Origin of the sequence: Corynebacterium amycolatum, assembly GCF_016889425.1 — a bacterium.
GTDB classification, from domain to species: Bacteria; Actinomycetota; Actinomycetes; order Mycobacteriales; family Mycobacteriaceae; genus Corynebacterium; species Corynebacterium amycolatum.
In genome coordinates this window covers 2,384,391-2,401,835 of sequence record NZ_CP069513.1, presented here as the reverse complement: position 1 = coordinate 2,401,835, position 17,445 = coordinate 2,384,391, and the positions used below count along the sequence as shown (strand labels likewise).

Genomic DNA, 17,445 nt, shown 5'->3' with positions numbered 1-17,445 from the left:
CAGCCGATTCGTTCGGCGATAAGCTGATTTCATGTCAGTCACCCAAAACCAGATGCCCGCGAGTCCTATTCGATCCAGTCGCAGTGCGATGTTTCGGATGACCGCGGGCCTTGCTGTTGTCATGCTCGGAACTCTCGTCGGCTGCTCATCTTCAGATTCCGAAGATGCCGCCGCATCACAAAGCAACAATGATCAGAGTGAGGTGCAGTCGCAATCGACGTCGGCAAGCGAGGGCGATAATCCGAAGATGCCGTCGCCGACGAAGGGGACAAGCGCCGACAGCATCGGATTTGATGAAAGCGCCTACCAGAAAATTGACGTTCAGCGGTTTAGCCAGAACGGAATCAAGGCGTTCTACGTCACGCTAGACGGGAAAAAGAGCGAGTGTTTCTACTCAGACGGCGCGGTGACGTGCATCGGTAAGGCTGATTCGTCGATTCCCGACGTGGAGGTTCCGCCGTTCCCACCACAGTCGCCGGGCGCAATCATGCTGAATACTTCAGGTGCCGCGTACACGCTCGTCGAAGGGGTACCGCCGGCTCAGGAAGAGCTTGACGACGGCCAATGGACGAGCTTCGGCACCGCTGCGTGTGCGAAGACGGATGCGAACAAGCTGGTGTGCCAGTCGGATAACGCGGCCTTTGCCATCGAAGGCAAGGACAAGAATATTCGCACCTCCGGCAAGGTTTTCGATTCCGTCGAGGAACTCATGGCCCAGGGGAGTGAGCCGGCGAGGGGCTACAGTCAGGGCACGGATGCACTTGTTCAGGGGCCGATGATGTGCGGTGCCATGGAGGGCCATCGTCTGGCGGAAGTGGTCAAGGGCGAGATGACCTGCGCTGAGGCCATGGATGTGTTGGATCGGTACGACGCAATCAAGGACACTGAGGGCGGTGGCAACACCCTGACCGCTCAAGTAGGGGACTGGACCTGTAGCTCTCCGACGGCGGCGAGGTCAGAAGAGCTGCAGGCTGTAACGGTGTGTGAGGACCCGGAGCGTGGCTTGGAAGTCCGTGACCCCGTGACGGGCTAGCAGGGCTGCCGTGGCTAACCTCACTTTCAGATAAGCCTAAGCTGGAACTATGACTGATTTATATCTCGTGCGGCACGGCGAAACTGAGTGGTCGCGCACTGGGCAGCACACGTCGGTAACTGATCTTCCTCTGACTGACAACGGCCGGGAAGAAGCGAAGGCTCTCAACGGCTGGCTGGATCCGAAGGACTTTGGGCTAGTGCTGGCATCACCCCGCCAGCGCGCCCAGGAGACCGCTCGATTGGCAGGGTTCCACGACTTCGAAGTCGAAGAGGATCTTGCGGAATGGTTCTACGGCGACTACGAGGGGATTACCTCGAAGGAAGTGCAGAAGACTGTTCCCGACTGGCAGATTTGGACTCACGGTGTGCCCAATGGCGAAACCGCGGAGGAAGTCCGTGAACGGGTTGAGCGCGTGGTCAAGAGGGTGCGCGAATCCCGCGAAGACAAGGCGATTTTGTTCGCCCACGGTCACTCGCTGCGTGCACTCACCACGGCCTGGCTAGAACTGCCCATTGCACTTGGCCAGTCCTTCCCGTTGAATACCGCATCCCTATCCGTGCTTGGTCGCTACCATGACCGACCTGCGGTTCTGCGCTGGAACCTCTCGCGGGGATTGTAGCGGCGTTGTACAGGTGTCTCGGTGAATTCGCCGATGCCATTCAAGCCGCCAACGCCGTCAAGCTCTGTAAGAGGTGCCTGTGAATCACAATTCCGATGCTTTCGCCCGCGTAGTCGACCGTGCCCGCGGCGTGCTCTATGGCCAGGTCATCGGCGATAACCTCGGCGCGCTAGTGGAGTTTTGTAGTGCCGAGGAGATTGCACAGCGCTACCCACACGGTGTCCGTGAACTTGCCGATGGCGGCACCCACAACATCGCCGCCGGCCAGCCCACTGATGACTCCGAAATGGCGCTGGCGCTGGCACGCTCACTGGTGCGCTGCGAAGGCTACGATGCCGCCGATGTCCGCGAGTCCTATGTGCGCTGGGCAAACTCCGACGCTTTCGACATCGGAGAGGCCACCACGGCAGCGTTGCTCCGGCGCGCGCCGAACCCGAACTCCCAGGCTAACGGCGCGCTCATGCGTATCTCACCGCTGGCTATCGCGTACTGGCGCAACCCCGCACGTGCTGGCGAACTCGCCCGCAAGGACGCCGCCATCACGCACCCGCACCCAGTGTGCATAGAGGCCAATTCACGTTACGCATCCGCGCTTGCCGACGTCATCAGCGGCGGCCTCCACCAGCCGCGCCGCGGCATTGGCGTGAGTGCGCTGATGGAGTGGCTGGCTTCCCAGCGCGCGCAGTGGGAAACCGAGTGGCAGGCCAGCGGTGCCGTGGTGGATAGCGGGGAGCCGGATTTCTCGGTGCATCAGGGATGGCTGCGCTTTGCGCTGTGGGCACTGCATGAAGAACTGCGCCGGGTAGAAGACAAAACCACGACCTTTGAGGACTCTCTGGTCCGAGTCATTGGCCGTGGCGGCGACACCGACACTAACGCGGCCATTGTTGGTGCTTTTCTCGGTGGCGTCTTTGGGGCCTCCGGCATTCCGCAGCGGTGGCGGGATGTCATTGATTCCTGCTCGCCGAAGCGAAACCGGCCCGCGCAGTATCACCCAAACGATGTTGCGGAGTTGGCGGAGAAACTGGTGGGCATGGAGAGCTAATATTCGGCGACGCACTCACTAATGAGTGGACGTATCGTCAGATTTCTTTCCACTTGACGCCGTTTCTTCTCGTCGTCCACGCCGAGTCTCCTTGGTTTACTTTTTATCCAGTTAACTCTCTTTCCCGAAGATTTTCTTCATTTAGATAGTTGGCGTGGGCATTAGGGGACTCGGTGAGTCCAGCCCTCCGTGCCGTATTTGGTGTCAATAAGATGCTGCGCCGCAGCGAAGTCCTCATCGGAAAGCGATGCCTCGGCGGCACCGTAGCGGTTGATGAATGTCTGCTTCATCGTGTCAATGACTTCCGCGCGGCTGGCACCGGTCTGGCGACGGAGCGGATCGACGCGCTTCTTCGCGCTGCGCAGGCCCTTATCGGCAATCTTGGCCTTGCCAATGCGCAGGACTTCCATCATTTTGTCAGCGTCGATGTCATAACTCATGGTGACGTGGTGAAGCACTGTTGAGCCACGGCGCTTCTGTGCGGCACCACCAATCTTGCCGCCATCGGAGGTGATGTCATTGATGGGGACATACCACGCATTGACCCCGAGCTGCGCAAGTGCAGCGATGACCCAGCGGTCGAGGAATTCATAGGATTCGACGTAGCTAAGACCAGCGACCAGCTTCTCTGGTACATAGATCGAGTAGGTGACGCAGTTGCCGCCCTCCATGAACATCGCGCCACCGCCGGAGAGACGACGCACCACTTGCACATCGTGCTTCTCTACACCCTCGGGCTCGAGTTCGTTGACATAAGACTGATATGAACCGATCACAGTGGCACGATCATCCCAATCCCAGAAACGCAGAGTCGGTCCGCGCTGCCCGGAATTGACTTGATCAAGAAGGACCTCGTCGAGCGCAACATTCATCACCGTCGGCAGGACACCCGGCTGCAAAACCTCCCACTCCAAATCAGTGAAGTCGACGGCCTGTGTCAGTGCACGTCGAACGACTTGCGCAATGATGTGGGTATCAAAACCGTGCAGTCGCACCTCGCGGCCAGACTGATCCTCAAAATCCTTCAGCGCCGCATCGAGGCGAGCCTGTAGGCGTTCCGTATTGTCCCCGGCAGGCGCACCGAGGAGAGCGTCATTAATAATGTCGTAGGCTTCATCGGGTTCGAGGAAAAAATCGCCCGAAATGCTTATCGACGAAATCGTGTCACCTGTGGTCTCGCAGTCGGCAACAACCAATTTGCCGCCGGGAACCTTCATTTCTGAGTGAAATTTCTGTGCGGGGGTCATGGGTTTCGATGGTACTCGTGCCGGGCGTTACGATGCCCCCCCGTGTTTACCTCATCGACTTTGGATCACCGTGCCCGCAAAATTGTTGCGTGGGTAGCAGGCCTGAATCTTCTCGGATTCTTCATTGAATTAATTGTTGCCTCAATTATTGGCTCCGCAGCGCTGTTCGCCGACGCTGCAGACTTTCTTGAAGATTTCCTCATCAACCTGCTGGTTCTCACCGCATTGGGTTGGTCGCTGGCGAGCCGTCGTAAAGCAAGCTTCGGCCTTGCCGGGCTAATCCTGATTCCGGCGATTGCGGCGTTCGGCACTGCCATCTGGAAGATGATCAGCGGTGAGCCGCCAGAGCCGCTAACGCTGTCGGTGACTGCGATTATTGCGATGGTCATCAACCTGGTCTGCGCGATTTTGCTGATGAACCTGCGCAAAGCCGACAGTGCGCTCATGCGCGGCGCGTGGTTGGCGGCGCGTAACGACGTCCTGGCGAACCTGCTCATTCTCGCCGCTGGAGTGGTCACCATTTTCTGGTTCAGCGCATGGCCGGACATCGTCGTAGGACTTGTCATCGGCGTCATTAATCTCACGGCCGCAAAGGAGGTCTACGAGCAGGCGCGTGCCGAAGACCCCGAGCTGGAGATGGATGACGATGACGACGACTAGTGCAGACTAGTCGTGTGTGGCGGGGTGCGGTAGGGCAATAGTAGGGGGGGGGCAGCTGGGGCCTACTTCCACATATCCTTCTGCCACTGCGGCTTATGAGCGTAGGTGAACTCGTAGTATTCCTTGTTCTTCAGCTCACTGGCTGCAGCCTGATCAATCACAACCGTGGCCCGTGGGTGCAGCTGCAATACGGACGCGGGCATAGAAGCGCTCAGCGGGCCCTCGATGGAGGCGGCAATGGCATGCGCCTTTGCAAAACCTGTGGCCAGCAGCAGGAGGTGCCCCGCACGTGAAATGGTGCCAAGACCCTGGGTGACCACGTGGTACGGCACGTCTTCGGTGGAGTCGAAGAAGCGGGCGTTATCCAGCACGGTCTGCGGGTGCAGCGTCTTAATGCGAGTCAGGGAACCGAAAGAGCTGGCGGGCTCGTTAAAACCGACATGCCCATTTGTGCCGATGCCCAGTAACTGAATGTCAATGCCGCCGGCCTCGATAATCTTGCGTTCGTAGTCCTCGCAGGCAGCGCCAATGTCGTCTGCGAGACCATCGGGAATATGGACCCGCGCCGGGTCGACATCCACGTGATCGGAAAACTCGTTGTGAATCACGTGGTAGTAGCTCTGCTCATGCTCGATGGGCAGGCCCACGTATTCGTCGAGTGCGAAGAAGCTGCAGTCCTTGAAAGTGACTTCACCAGCCCGATGGCGACGAATCAGCTCCCGATACGTCGCAAGCGGGGTCGATCCTGTTGCTACACCGAGGTTTGCACCCTTGTTGGCGTAGTGCGCGAGGTAATCCGAAGCGATGCTCGCGACTTCAGCCTCAGAATCGACGATGATGATTTCCATGGTGGAACACTCCAGAAAACGAGGGCTCGTGGCAGAAAATGAAAAGGGGCGGGGCAGAATTCTAGTGACTCCACAACGCTAGGCGCTACAGCCCTATTCAGACGAGGTTAATCTGCCATTGGTTAATTCCTGTAATTACACTCTGTTTTTCTTGTTTATCAACTTCTTCCGGGCAACGAAAAACACTCAGGGCAACGCCACAGTTGGCGTTACTCTGAGTGTGTTGGGGGCGTATTGTTTCTGGCCCTGGGCTACTTCACCCAGAAATTGCCGTCTTCGTCCTTGTAGATGATGTCACCAGCTTGAGCGACTTGGGTATCGTTGACCTGAAGCTCAACCAAATCCAGTGTTTCGACAATTGGTTCAACGTACACGCCACCGTCAAACCAAACCTGGAAAGCATCGGCCGAAGTCGAAGATCCTGAGAAACGGTGCTGTTCGTATTTGTGCACCGGAGCAAATGGGCAGTTAATCGCCTGTGCAATTGTCGGGGAAGCCACGACGGAGCCAAGTACGGCAGCGGCGCCGATGATAACAGCGGCGAGAGAGCGAGAGAACTTCATAGTTAATTCCTTCCCGAGTCGGGGTTATGACGCAGTTATGGGGATGCCGAAGTGCGCACTGTCGGCTGCTGTTGCTGTGGGCTAGACTGAGCCTTCTTTTTCAATGACAAGCATGCGCGCCTCGCCCTGCGGGTGCGCGACATGCTCGTCGCCGGCTTCTGCAAAACAGATAGTGCCAGGCGTTAATGTGCGTACGCATTCCTGTCCCGCATCGCGGTAGTGCATGTCGACGGCTCCGTCGACAACCACAAAGACCTCTTCGCCATCATTGATGTGCCACTTGTATGGCTGATTGCTCCAGTGGAGCCGGACGCTTGTGGCGCCAGTCATAGTGACAACATTCAGTGCACCCCACGGGCGATCAGCGGTGAAGTCTGCGGCTTCGATGAATTTCATGAGCCAATTCTAAGCGGATTTCGTCCCGAGTGGAAAGGCCTGGATGAACGGCTGCCGTCCGGTGTCTAGCGCTACCTACCGCCACTCGGCACTTGCCGGGTCAATACCTTCCTTACGGGCCTGAGCTTCAATCAACTCCAGCAGGTAGCCAGCATTGCCGCGGTAATACCGGTCAAACCGGGAATCAGCGACGTACATGCGAGCCAGCAGAATCTGCTTTTCTCGACCGGCCTCGTAGAAGCGGGTAATAGAGGCCAAGTGACGGTCAACTAGCTCGGCCGCCTCTTCGGAACCTGGCTCCACGTGTCGCTCGGCAGCGTCGGCAAGCGCATCGGCAAAATCCTTAGCCTCTGCCTCAAGAGCAGCCCAGTCGTTATCCGTCATGTTTTTCTGAGCCTGCTGGGACTGCTCCCACTCGGTGGTGTCACCCCAGCGCTCCTCAGCCTCGGCCTCTAGATTCTGCCAGTCGCGGCCCAAGAGCTCTGCCTTCGTCTTTGCTTCCATCGTGTGTCCTTCCTCAATCAGTTTGTCCAGAGACTGCACCATGTGGTGCAGGGCAGCGATCTTCTCTGTGAGAACAGTTCGCTGTGCGAGCAAACGATCTTTCCGACTTCTCGAGGAGGAATCGCAGTGGATGAACTCCTCGATAGTCTTCAACGGCACACCAGCGGCGCGATAGACCAGAATCTCCAATGCCGTGTCGATATCCTCATCGGTGTAGAGGCGGTAGTCGGACCACGTGCGATACTGCGGGCTGAGCAGCCCGATGGCATCCCAATGTCGCAGCGTGCGCGTTGTAACGCCCAGGAGCTCGGCTGCCTCGCCGATGGTGTACTCGTTGTCGTTGTTGCTCACGGGAATCATCTTTCTGTTTGACGTCGCGTCAAGGTCAAGGCCAGATGCCGGAATCAGATGAGGAAGTTTGCTGCGGCAGCCGCAGGAATGTCGTTCCCGCGATTGCCAACCTTCGGGCTCCTACCGCAAGAGCCGGAGCCTGTTGATTGCCGCCGTCACCTCCTGGAAACGAGGCTCCGCGAGATGACCTGAATTATTGAACTCAGCTGTCGCGTCGAAGAGCGAATGACAAAAATTGTCGTACTCACGCTGGATTAGCTCGATAAGGTCAGTACGCCCATCGAGCTGCTTGACGACGGCCCCCAGAATCCGGGCAATTGCTTCTGTTTGGGAGGAATCCATCAATTGACTGACAGCGCGCAAGTCAAGATTGTCCTTGCCCACCTGAATCAGCTCGAGACCACGAGCACGCGGTGGCTTAGGCGGTTTCGCACCGCGGCCACGACCATCACGCCCGCCGCCACGTCCGCCGCGGTGACCGCCACGTCCGCGACCATCGCGGCCGTCATGCCCGCCACGGCTCTCACCGGCAGGAGAGCCTGCCTGCAGTAAACGCTCACCAATCTGCGCGAATGCTGGCGAAGGTGCAGCCGGAGTGGCAGATTCGCGAAGTTCACGGGCGCGCTCGGTGACGTCGTAAGGCGTGTACGCATCCATAGCAATCACGGTGTCCGCGACATCGATGAACGCACCAGAACCACCAGCGACGATGACCGTGGAGATCCCGTGGTCCTCCCAGAGCTCGCGGACCCGTGCGACCAGTGGAGTAATCGGCTCGCGGTCATCGGGGATGAGTCGGCGCATACGCTCATCGCGAATCATGAAGTTGGTCGCGGAGGTGTCCTCATCGATGAGCAGCACTCGCGCACCGGAACCCAGCGCCTCCATCAGGCCCGCAGCTTGGGAGGTCGACCCCGACGCGTTCGCCGTGGAAAACCGGGTCGTGTCATCACCGGAGGGAAGACCGTTGATAAACGGTGAGATATCCACACCAGTGATGGCCCGGCCGTCCTCGGCACGCAGCGCAACCGCAGTCTCGTCGGCGACCACAAACTCGCGGCCATCGCCAGCGACATGGTTATATACGCCCGTGACCAGGGAGGACAGCAGCGTGGACTTACCGTGATAACCGCCACCGACAATCAACGTCACGCCCCGCGGGATGCCCATGCCGTGCACCGTTTTCCCCGAAGGTAGCTGAAAACTGTGCTGCAACGATTCCGGCGAGGTAAACGCAGTCGCACCGGGCTTCGGCAGCTGGCTATTTCCCGCCTGACGGGGCAACACCGACCCGTCTGCCACAAACCCAATCAGGTCCGCGTCCGCCACTGCACGGCGCAATGAGTTCTGGTCATACTCCAATTCCGCGGCTGCCTCGAGCGCATCGATGGGTGCGTTCACGATGGCGTCGTCAAGCGCGTCCAACAAATCCTCACAGATCAGACGCGCTGCCTCACGGCCGAGAATGCGTCGGCCGCGGGCGGGCAGTTGGATTTCCAGGCAGATCTGGAGGGCATCATCATGCTTATCGACGTCGTGCGCATCCCCACGGAGCTCAGCGACAGCTGCTCGACGCAAAACCTGCTGACCTGGGGGATCGATAAACAGACCGCGGCCATACTTCTTAAACGCGCGCACGAGGCGACGGTTCAATAAGTCGAGCTCTGCCGTGCTGAACCTGCCCGGTTGTGCGCGGGATGCGCCGCGATAGTCCAGCACTGACAGCGGAATGTGGACGCGTGCCCGTGATGCTGGGGCGTAAGGGTCGGATTGGACCTTGTCGATAAACAGTGTCGTGTCGAGATCCGGCAGGTCGTGGGAGCCACGAAGAGATTTGTATGCACCGTAGCTCTTGCCATCGAGGTTGGAAAGACGTCGATAAAGGTCAGCGGGCATATTGCTACTTTCGTTGAGGGAATTCGGTGTTCTTCCCGCGAGTGTAGCGACTGAGCGCCGGATGAGAATTGCCGTCGGGCGACACAGCGGGGCTGCCGCATACGGTAGCGCCGTTGCTACAGGCAGGTAGCGTGAGAGCCATGACTGATAGCTCGGAAGCTGACAAACCCACGGACGCAGGGAACACCCCAGAGTCGGTGCAAAAACACGCCCGCGCGAATGCCAAGCGTTACGTTTGGGCGAACGGACTACAGAATATCGGCGATCAAATCGTCGCGGCGAAGACGCTGTTGCCATGGCTGCTGCATTCGGCTGGCGCGCCGGGCTTCTTCATCGCCATGCTTGTGCCGGTGCGCGAGTCCGGTTCGATGCTTCCGCAGGCCGCCCTCACACCTTGGGTGAAATCTCGCCCGCGCCGCACAACCGTCTGGATCGCTGGTGCTTTGGGGCAAGCCATCGCAGCAGCGCTGATTGGTCTGGCTGCGTTGTTCCTAGAAGGCACCGCGCTCGGCGTCGCTGTCATCGTCGCGCTTGCAGGCTTTGCAACGGCCCGAGCCCTGTGCTCGATGGCCTCAAAGGATGTCCAGGGCCGCACGATTCCGAAGGGGCAGCGCGGGCAGATTAGTGGCCGAGCTGCGATGTTGGGCGGTGTCGCCGCAATTATTGTTGGTGCAGTGTTGTGGATTATCCGCGACAACGTCACCAAACCAATCGTGGCGGGGCTCATCTTTGTTGCGGCACTGTCGTGGGTAGCAGCAGTTTTGATTTTCCGTGGGATTGTTGAGCCCACCAACGAGGGGGACAAGGAAGAACCGAATAAAACCTGGTGGCAGGACACCTGGCGGCTCTTTAAAGAGGATAAGAACTTCCGCGACTTTGTGATCGTCCGTAGTTTGTTGCTGGTCACAGCATTATCCACGTCGTTCATCGTAACCCTAAGTGCACAGGTGGGAGCTGATCTGGAAGCCTCTGACGGTAGCGGCGGGGGAGTAAGCGCCAATGTCGGTATCTTCATGCTCGCCGCAGGCTTCGCCTCTTTGGTTGGTGGAAAAGTCGCCGGAATCTGGTCGGATAAATCCTCGAAGAAGGTGTTGACCTACTCTTCGCTGGTCGGTTCTATTGTTCTCTTTTTGTTGGTCGCAAGTGCTCACTGGCTTTCCGCCGGTGCGAACGCTTGGATTTTCCCGCTCGGCTTCTTCGCGATGTCCGTCGTCCACGCCGGTGTTCGCGTGGCTCGTTCGACCTATGTTGTGGACATGGCAGAAGGAGACAAGCGCACCGAGTATGTCGGAGCAGCCAACACCATCATGGGCGTTGTCCTGCTCATCGTCGGTGCGCTTTCGGGTGTTATCGCCAGCTTCGGCCCTGCGGCAGCTTTAATCTTCCTGGCACTAATGGGACTGGTTGGTGTCGCTATGTCCAGCAGGCTGAAGGAAGTCTCGGCGCCGCACAAGGTGACGCCTTAGCAGGGCAGTTCTTTAACAAGGCGGAAGCGCTAGCTCACACTAACCGCTACAGCCTCATCGTTCTTGCGCCTGACAATGTCAATAACCAGCGCAGTACCGATCACCGCAGCCCGCGTTTCCTCGTTCAAGTTCGGCTCCAAATGCAGAGCGTACGTGTCCTTGCCGGTAATAGCGCCTTTGAGACCACGGTACTTCCGGTCAATCTTCGCAATCGGGCGTCCCTTGCTGGTCAGTGCGTAATTTTTACCGCGGAAGCCGCCGTCAACATCGACGTCGGAAAGCCCTTTGACGGACAAAGTTAGCCGTGATTTTAGGCTGAATCGTTTGGTCTTGGCTGTGGCGATCTTAGCGCCGTTGGGTGTGAGAACCTTGTATGTGTCGCCGAAAACGTTCGCGGGGTCGGTGATGGTGAGGAGCTTGTCGCCCTCTTTGCCATCCTCGTCCATATCGAAGATGTCGTACTTGACACCGATGCCCAACATGCGTCGACCCAGTGATCCTGCTTGGGTAATTTGGGCAATCTGGGTGCCGTTGTCATCGAAAATAGAGTATTCACTGCGCATAACGTTGCGTGTTTCTTGAACTAGCAGTGTGTCGGTCGTAAGCAGTCGAGGTTTCTGTGTGTTCACGAATTAGCTCCAAACTCGATGACAGTTATTTAGAACTCTACGACCATCTTGCCGGTATTGCCTCCGCTAAACAGTTCGAGGAATGCAGCTGGCATGTTCTCGATACCGTGGCGAGTGGTGACATCGTAGGCGACCTTACCGCTGACGACCTGCGGAGCCATTCGCTCCTGGAATTCATCTGCCAGGTGCAGGTACTTGCCCAAGACGAAGCCGCGCAGAGTAATGCACTTGCCAATCGCCAGAGCCAAGTTACGTGGTCCGGTCGGAGCTCCAGTGTTGTTGTACTGGGAGATTGCGCCACACATAGCAACGCGGCCAAAGGTGCGCATCGCGCCGATGGCTGCCTCGAGATGGTCGCCACCGACGTTGTCGAAGTAGAAGTCAATGCCCTCTGGAGCGGCCTTTGCCAGCTGTTCTGCAACCGGGCCGTCGTTGTAGTTGAAGGCGGCATCAAAGCCGAGTTCGAGTAGACGCTCAACCTTCTCGTCCGAGCCGGCGGAGCCAATGACACGGGCTGCGCCCATCTGCTTGGCGAACTGACCAGCAGCCGAGCCGACCGCACCAGCAGCGCCAGAGATAAAGACGACGTCGCCTTCCTTCATCTCTCCGACAGCAGTCAGGCCAACGTAAGCAGTAAGTCCAGTAAGACCAAGGATGCCCAGGTGGGCAGCAGCCGGTGCAACGTTGAGGTCAACCGGTGTTGCCTCGGAATCGGCAATAACAGCATTGGTCTGCCAGCCATAAGAGTGGCGGACAGCGTCGCGAACCTGGAACTTATCCGACTTGGACGCAAGGACAGTGCCCACAGCGCCGCCAGTCATTGGCTGGTCAAGCTGAAAAGGAGGAACGTACGACTTGGTGTCGTTCATCCGGCCACGCATGTAGGGATCGACGGTAGCGACCGAGTTGGCTACCAAAATGTCGCCGTCGTTAAGCTCTGGCAAATCGACGGTCTCGAGGCGGAAATTCTCGTCAGTCGGCAGGCCGGTCGGTCGGGAAGCTAGAACCCACTGCTGAGTGGTGGTGGGCAGTTCGGTTGTGGACGATGCATCAGTGGAAGTCACTGTTTTTCTCCTGTTGCGTATTCCTGGATCTATTGTCGGATTGTTGTTGCGTGGCCTCTATATCGTGATAAATATCCGAGCCACGTAGGCTGCCACTGTACCGTTGCCGGAGTGGTTCAGGCTATGCCTAGACATGTTTTTATAACTTAAAGCGATTGGAAAAACGCAGGTTACGCCGCTTGTACCCAGGAATCGAGGCGCTCAATTAGAATGTCCAAGTCGTCCAACAGAGGCATGTCGGGCAGTCGTTCGGCGATTACGTTGCGGACATTCGTGTACCACCAGAGCTGCTGGCTCGAAGTTGAACGAAAGCGTCGCCACAGCGAGTGGCCTTCGCGGTCTAAATCCTCCAGAGTTTGGCTGAGATTGTGGAACTTATCCGCGGCGGCCACGATGATTGACTCCGCGCTGCCACGAGAAAGTTGCTCCAGGTAGGCATCGGCACGCTCCTGCCAGGAGGGCAGGGAAGAGTCTTTGGTGACGCCCTCGACAATCTCAACCACGCGAGGTCCGAACTCATCTTCCATCTCGGCACGTGAGTAGTTTTCCGGCACGTCTTCCAAAATGTCGTGGAAGAGGGCTGCCAACAGCACGTCTTCGTCGTTAGTCACGCTCGCCGCAATCAACATCACCGCCATTGGATGGCTGATATAGGGAACGCCAGATCCCTTTCGGTAGTGCCCATCGTGCGCGCGGGAAGCAGTTGCGATGCCGCGCATGAGCCTTTCACTGGGGCGTGTCGAAGCAAAGGTGTCAGCGTTTTCCATGGGTATCCCGACCTTTCGTTGATGCATGAAAAATAGCAGCGTCTAAGCTTGAACATCATGAACGTCGCAGAAGTAGATCCGCTCATCGAGTCGATGTACCGGTGGTCCGATGTCAGTGGTGTCCTGCTCATGGGCATCATCGGTGGCACCATCGCCCGGCAACGAGGCTACGACATCATCGGGTTCTTCTTTATTGCACTGTTCTCTGCACTGGGTGGCGGCATGATTCGCGATGTTCTGATTAACCAGGGCACCGTCGCCGCAATGAGTCAGCCGGAGTACCTAATCCTGGCATTCACCGGTGCACTTATCGCGCGATTTTTCTATTTCAAAGGTAAGACCTGGGAATACGTTCAGGTCCACGGTGACGCTGTGGTTTCGGGTCTTTGGGCCGCTACGGGAACGGTCAAAGGTGTCACGTATGGCTTGCCCATTCTGCCGTGCATCATGATGGGCGTTTTCACAGCCACTGGCGGTTCCATGATTCGTGACATTGTTACCGGACGGGTACCCGCTGTTTTCGGCGGCAATCAGCCCACGGTCATCCCCGCCGTGGCTTGCGCAATTATTGTCATCGGAGGCCACCATCTGGGATTTATGGCCGTGTCCATGGTCGTCGGTCCCGTCGTCAGCATTCTGCTTTCGCTGCTGGGGTACTGGGGCAATTGGCGCGTATCGGCACGCTCTGAGTGGGCACCATTGAACGACACCGCGTCGCAGATTGCGGTCCTCGCGCGTCGCGCAGAGGGCAAGAGCCGTGAGGTCGGTCGACGCTTCGAGCCCGCGCGCCTGCGCAGTTGGCGCCACCGCCAGATGGAAAAAGCGCTGCAGCGTCGCATTCAGGCTGAGGTCGATAGGGGAGTATCGCGTTCCGACGCAGAGGCCAACGCGGAGGAATTCCTGGAGGAGTTCAATGCGGACTTCCCAGCGGATCTGGAAGTTCCGTCGGCACAACAGGAGACAGAGCAAGACGAAAGCGATGAATCCAATTTCGGTGTGGACCTATCCGGCGATTCCTATGACGATTACGGGGAAGATACTGCGCTGCGGCAGCGGGAATACCGGGAGATGTTGGATCAAATTCTTGCTGACGATGAGGCGACCGATTTGCTCGTCGCAAAGCTAATGAAGAAATACGACCAGCGGGATTAGAGGAGCGGTAGAGACATGGCATCGACGAGTACTGCGAGCAGGCATTTTGGGCACATTATTAAGGAACACACCCTTGAGGTTCCCTGGGATCCTTTTACCGGGGCTGCGGATGCTGCGACATTTGAGCTCTTCGCAAGGGAGATCTATGCGCCAGGAAATGAGGACGCGCCGGCAATTGTCTATTTGCAGGGAGGTCCAGGCTTCCCGGCACCGCGTCCGGTGGGAACTAGCGGAGTAATTGGTGAGGCGCTGAAGGAATTCCGCGTGATTCTTTTGGATCAACGTGGCACGGGGCGCTCGCATCGAATTGATGCGGCCAATATTGCGGATATTCCGGGCGCGCGGCTTGCGCAATTGCGTCAGGAATACATTGTCGAAGATGCGGAAGCATTGCGAAAGCATTTGGGCATTGCGAGATGGTCACTGTATGGGCAGTCCTTTGGTGGTTTTTGCATTACTTCATATCTCAGCCGCTATCCGCAATCCGTGGAGCACGCTTACCTCACGGGTGGTTTGCCCGTTCTGGATCGTGGCGCTGACGACCTTTATCGCACGACATATGCGAAGCTGCGCACCCGCCACGAACGCTTTTATCGCGAATACCCGTGGGTGGAGAATCGCATTCGAGAAATCTGCGCGCACCTGGAGCAATCTGCAGAAACTCTCCCCACTGGTGAGCGTCTGAGTTCTCGCCGATTCCGAACCATCGGAATTGAATTGGGCCGCGGAGATGGATTCCATAATCTGGCGTATTTGTTGGAAGAGCCATTCCACATTCGCAATGGCGAAAAGCAATTGCGCATTGATTTCCTAGCCGATGTCGGATCCCGCGTGAGTTTCGCCGAGGGGCCGCTATACGCCGCGATTCACGAATCCATTTATGGTGGCGTCGGGGAGCAGCCCACAACTAATTGGGCAGCGCACCGCATTCGCGAGGAGATTCCAGGTTTCGAAGAAAATGCCAATCCCGCAGGTGACGAGCTGTTTTACCTCACCGGCGAGCACATTTTCCCCTGGCAATTCGACGAAGACCCTGCGCTCATTCCGTTCAAGGAAAAGGCCGAAGAATTGGCGCAGCACACCTGGGAAAACTCGCCGTATGATTCCGCGCGCTTGCTTGCCGACGCTCCGACCTCAGCAGCCGCGATTTATCTCGACGACATTTTCGTACCGTTCGATTACTCGATGGGGACAGCCAACTGCTACCGAGATCTGCGACCACATGTGACCAATGCATTCCAGCATGACGGTATTCGCCACGATGGCGCGGCAATCTTTGCGCGGCTCCGCGGGCTCGTCGAGGATCACTAGGCGAGTATCCGAGCGCTGAGTCTTAGCGCGGTGAGCTCGACCGAGCCTAGACCTCTGCGCGCGCAAGTCGAGCAAAGGCGCCGTCGGCGCGCAAGAGGTTGTCATAAGTGCCGCACTCGATGAGTTGGCCGTTTTCGATGACCAGGATGTCATCGGCCTCGGTCAGAGTCTGAAGCCGGTGTGCAATGAAGATGCAGGTCGCGCCACATGCGCGGGCATTGTCGACGATACGAGCCTGCGTCAGTGGATCCTGGTGGCTGGTGGCTTCGTCGAAAATGACAATCTTTCCGGCGAGGTTGGCACCGGGGCCGTTGGGCACGGAACCGTCGGCAAGTACCGCGCGTAAGTAGGTGCGAGCCAGCGCCAGACGTTGACGCTGACCACCGCTAAGCCGCTGCGCGCGGCGGCCAATGGGCCTATCCAGCGGTAGCTCAGCAGGGTTGATGGCAGCGAGTTCGAGTGCCCAGTGCATCAGCGATTCGGGAACCTCGCAGCCATCAGGTGCGCCGAGACACAAGTTCTCAGCGACAGTGGCCTCCATGAGAAAAGGATTCTGATCTGCGACAACAACAGCTCGGCAGACATTGGTTGAGCCGAGGTCACGGGCATTGTGACCATTGATGATGACCTCTCCCGCATCCGGATCGACATGCCGTTGGATTAGCCGGGAAAGCGTGGACTTGCCCGAACCGGTGGGGCCGACCACACCGATGAACTGGCCTGTGGCAATGCGCAGATTGATCTTGGTCAGCGCACGGTTATCGGCGCCAGGGTAGTGATAGCTGACATCGCTCAGTTCGAGGGCAGGGACAGGGTCGGCGGAGTTGGCCCGGGCGCCCTGCGCATGTCGCGGTTCAAACTGATTCGGCATCTCCAGCTGCTCCGGCTGCCGCGGTTCTTCCACAGTCGGTGGCTGCGCGGCCAGCTCCCTAATCCGAGTGACTGCATTGAGCCCTGCTGGCAGAGAAGATGCCAGGCGCTCGATCGAATCCATCGATGCAGCTGTTCCCGCCACCAGGGACGTCGCCACCAAAACTGCGGGCAGCATGCGGTGATCGGCTGAAAGCGCCGGGATACCAGCACAAAAGACAGCGATGCTGCCGCCCCAAATCCGAAGCCCAGTCGCACCAGAGCGCAGTCCAGCCCGCTTGCCGCCTGCACGCATCTTCTGGGTGAGCTGCTCGTCGAGCTCGCGCAGTCCCCGCAGCCGCTGCTCGGCTGCGCCGTAGATGAGGATTTCCTCCCGAAGTCGCAGTGTATCGGCGATATACTGCGCAACTTCCGTGCGTGTGGAGTTCGTTGCGGAGGCCTCCGCCGTCGTCTTCTTAGCGCCTGCGAGCGCAATCACAAAGCCAACCGCAAAGGTCAGTGCCAGAACAATCGTAGGCAGTGCTCCGGCAGTCAATGACGCTGTCACGACTGCCAGCAGAGGAATTAATACGGCCGTCACCGCAGGCGCAATTGTGTGCGCAAAGAAGACTTCCACACGGTCAACATCACGAATCGCAATCGTGTGGATCCTGGCAGTACCCAGCCCATCGGTTATCGCGGGCGCCTGCGGGATAAGGCGCTCGACGATCCACAGTCGCAGCTCGCCGAGCAGCTGAAATGCCGCCAAATGTCCGAGGTACTGCTCGACATACCGCAGAATCGCTTTCAGCAGCGCCAGCCCCGCAATCACGCCAATGACCGCCCAGGTCCACGTCATGCCCTTGCTTTGCGACGAGCCGGTTGCGTCCCACTTCAACAGCGCAATTGTGGCAATTGCCCAGGCAGGCACGGCCAGCATTAATGCACCCAGTATGTGCCCAACCACGCGTGCGAGGATAGATGCGCTGAGCGCCCCGCGAGCCTGTGCGGAAAAGCGCAGCAACCAGATGATGTTGTTCAT

General features: G+C 58.2%; 17 protein-coding genes. 7 read left to right on the top strand and 10 right to left on the bottom strand.

The genetic code is table 11. The features are described from left to right. Positions 1-97 precede the first annotated feature (97 nt). From I6J19_RS10525 to I6J19_RS10515, 3 genes are all read left to right on the top strand, one after another. Positions 98-1,033 (top strand): hypothetical protein, encoded by a 936-nt coding sequence (locus I6J19_RS10525; protein ID WP_235191235.1) that lies wholly within the window; start codon positions 98-100, stop codon positions 1,031-1,033. Between the two features lie 49 nt (positions 1,034-1,082). After that, the gene (locus tag I6J19_RS10520) at positions 1,083-1,655 is read left to right on the top strand and encodes a histidine phosphatase family protein (protein ID WP_038628155.1); all 573 of its coding nucleotides are present in this window, start codon (positions 1,083-1,085) and stop codon (positions 1,653-1,655) included. Positions 1,656-1,734: 79 nt separating this feature from the next. Then, entirely contained in the window at positions 1,735-2,700 is a 966-nt protein-coding gene (locus I6J19_RS10515; protein ID WP_052155590.1) for an ADP-ribosylglycohydrolase family protein, read from the top strand. Between the two features lie 161 nt (positions 2,701-2,861). Here the strand turns inward: I6J19_RS10515 and I6J19_RS10510 are convergent, their stop codons facing one another. Beyond that, positions 2,862-3,947: a lipoate--protein ligase family protein gene (locus I6J19_RS10510; protein WP_038628161.1), complete on the bottom strand. Its 1,086-nt coding sequence runs from the start codon at positions 3,945-3,947 to the stop codon at positions 2,862-2,864. Between the two features lie 42 nt (positions 3,948-3,989). Between I6J19_RS10510 and I6J19_RS10505 the strand changes: the two genes are divergently transcribed. Further along, complete coding sequence (locus tag I6J19_RS10505) at positions 3,990-4,607, top strand: cation efflux transmembrane domain-containing protein (RefSeq protein WP_038629476.1); 618 nt, start codon at positions 3,990-3,992, stop codon at positions 4,605-4,607. 62 nt (positions 4,608-4,669) lie between these two features. On the opposite strand, the gene nagB is transcribed toward I6J19_RS10505, so the two are convergent. The 5 genes from nagB to I6J19_RS10480 form a co-directional block, all read right to left on the bottom strand. Further along, complete coding sequence (gene nagB, locus I6J19_RS10500) at positions 4,670-5,455, bottom strand: glucosamine-6-phosphate deaminase (RefSeq protein ID WP_016422331.1); 786 nt, start codon at positions 5,453-5,455, stop codon at positions 4,670-4,672. Positions 5,456-5,706: 251 nt separating this feature from the next. Further along, on the bottom strand, positions 5,707-6,018 hold the full coding sequence (locus tag I6J19_RS10495; protein WP_016422332.1) for a hypothetical protein: 312 nt from the start codon (positions 6,016-6,018) through the stop codon (positions 5,707-5,709). A gap of 81 nt (positions 6,019-6,099) precedes the next feature. Continuing rightward, positions 6,100-6,414, bottom strand: a complete 315-nt coding sequence (locus I6J19_RS10490) for a cupin domain-containing protein (protein ID WP_038628164.1) — start codon at positions 6,412-6,414, stop codon at positions 6,100-6,102. A 75-nt stretch (positions 6,415-6,489) separates the two neighbouring features. Continuing rightward, positions 6,490-7,278: a MerR family transcriptional regulator gene (locus tag I6J19_RS10485; protein ID WP_038628167.1), complete on the bottom strand. Its 789-nt coding sequence runs from the start codon at positions 7,276-7,278 to the stop codon at positions 6,490-6,492. Positions 7,279-7,389: 111 nt separating this feature from the next. Beyond that, positions 7,390-9,165, bottom strand: coding sequence for an ABC-ATPase domain-containing protein (locus I6J19_RS10480; RefSeq protein WP_038628170.1), 1,776 nt, complete (start codon positions 9,163-9,165; stop codon positions 7,390-7,392). A 140-nt stretch (positions 9,166-9,305) separates the two neighbouring features. Here I6J19_RS10480 and I6J19_RS10475 point away from each other — a divergent pair, with 140 nt between their 5' ends. Beyond that, complete coding sequence (locus I6J19_RS10475; protein WP_222867186.1) at positions 9,306-10,631, top strand: MFS transporter; 1,326 nt, start codon at positions 9,306-9,308, stop codon at positions 10,629-10,631. A gap of 29 nt (positions 10,632-10,660) precedes the next feature. On the opposite strand, the gene I6J19_RS10470 is transcribed toward I6J19_RS10475, so the two are convergent. From I6J19_RS10470 to I6J19_RS10460, 3 genes are all read right to left on the bottom strand, one after another. Further along, positions 10,661-11,194, bottom strand: coding sequence for an LURP-one-related family protein (locus tag I6J19_RS10470; RefSeq protein WP_224786560.1), 534 nt, complete (start codon positions 11,192-11,194; stop codon positions 10,661-10,663). Between the two features lie 95 nt (positions 11,195-11,289). Continuing rightward, positions 11,290-12,324, bottom strand: coding sequence for an NADP-dependent oxidoreductase (locus I6J19_RS10465; RefSeq protein WP_168155784.1), 1,035 nt, complete (start codon positions 12,322-12,324; stop codon positions 11,290-11,292). Positions 12,325-12,494: 170 nt separating this feature from the next. Continuing rightward, a complete protein-coding gene (locus I6J19_RS10460) occupies positions 12,495-13,091 on the bottom strand; it encodes an HD domain-containing protein (RefSeq protein WP_052155592.1) in 597 nt (198 codons plus the stop codon). Positions 13,092-13,148: 57 nt separating this feature from the next. Here I6J19_RS10460 and I6J19_RS10455 point away from each other — a divergent pair, with 57 nt between their 5' ends. Beyond that, positions 13,149-14,243, top strand: a complete 1,095-nt coding sequence (locus I6J19_RS10455) for a trimeric intracellular cation channel family protein (protein WP_038628175.1) — start codon at positions 13,149-13,151, stop codon at positions 14,241-14,243. A gap of 15 nt (positions 14,244-14,258) precedes the next feature. Next, entirely contained in the window at positions 14,259-15,554 is a 1,296-nt protein-coding gene (locus I6J19_RS10450) for an alpha/beta fold hydrolase (protein ID WP_038628177.1), read from the top strand. A 46-nt stretch (positions 15,555-15,600) separates the two neighbouring features. Here I6J19_RS10450 and I6J19_RS10445 read toward each other — a convergent pair whose 3' ends face one another. After that, entirely contained in the window at positions 15,601-17,445 is a 1,845-nt protein-coding gene (locus tag I6J19_RS10445; RefSeq protein ID WP_038628180.1) for an amino acid ABC transporter ATP-binding/permease protein, read from the bottom strand.

Bases quoted from the DNA above. Each gene is read 5' to 3' on its own strand.
- I6J19_RS10525 (WP_235191235.1), top strand. From the start codon at position 98: ATGACCGCGGGCCTTGCTGTTGTCATGCTCGGAACTCTCGTCGGCTGC.
- I6J19_RS10520 (WP_038628155.1), top strand. From the start codon at position 1,083: ATGACTGATTTATATCTCGTGCGGCACGGCGAAACTGAGTGGTCGCGC.
- I6J19_RS10510 (WP_038628161.1), bottom strand. From the start codon at position 3,947: ATGACCCCCGCACAGAAATTTCACTCAGAAATGAAGGTTCCCGGCGGC.
- nagB (WP_016422331.1), bottom strand. From the start codon at position 5,455: ATGGAAATCATCATCGTCGATTCTGAGGCTGAAGTCGCGAGCATCGCT.
- I6J19_RS10495 (WP_016422332.1), bottom strand. From the start codon at position 6,018: ATGAAGTTCTCTCGCTCTCTCGCCGCTGTTATCATCGGCGCCGCTGCC.
- I6J19_RS10490 (WP_038628164.1), bottom strand. From the start codon at position 6,414: ATGAAATTCATCGAAGCCGCAGACTTCACCGCTGATCGCCCGTGGGGT.
- I6J19_RS10485 (WP_038628167.1), bottom strand. From the start codon at position 7,278: ATGATTCCCGTGAGCAACAACGACAACGAGTACACCATCGGCGAGGCA.
- I6J19_RS10480 (WP_038628170.1), bottom strand. From the start codon at position 9,165: ATGCCCGCTGACCTTTATCGACGTCTTTCCAACCTCGATGGCAAGAGC.
- I6J19_RS10475 (WP_222867186.1), top strand. From the start codon at position 9,306: ATGACTGATAGCTCGGAAGCTGACAAACCCACGGACGCAGGGAACACC.
- I6J19_RS10470 (WP_224786560.1), bottom strand. From the start codon at position 11,194: ATGCGCAGTGAATACTCTATTTTCGATGACAACGGCACCCAGATTGCC.
- I6J19_RS10460 (WP_052155592.1), bottom strand. From the start codon at position 13,091: ATGGAAAACGCTGACACCTTTGCTTCGACACGCCCCAGTGAAAGGCTC.
- I6J19_RS10455 (WP_038628175.1), top strand. From the start codon at position 13,149: ATGAACGTCGCAGAAGTAGATCCGCTCATCGAGTCGATGTACCGGTGG.
- I6J19_RS10450 (WP_038628177.1), top strand. From the start codon at position 14,259: ATGGCATCGACGAGTACTGCGAGCAGGCATTTTGGGCACATTATTAAG.
- I6J19_RS10445 (WP_038628180.1), bottom strand. From the start codon at position 17,445: ATGAACAACATCATCTGGTTGCTGCGCTTTTCCGCACAGGCTCGCGGG.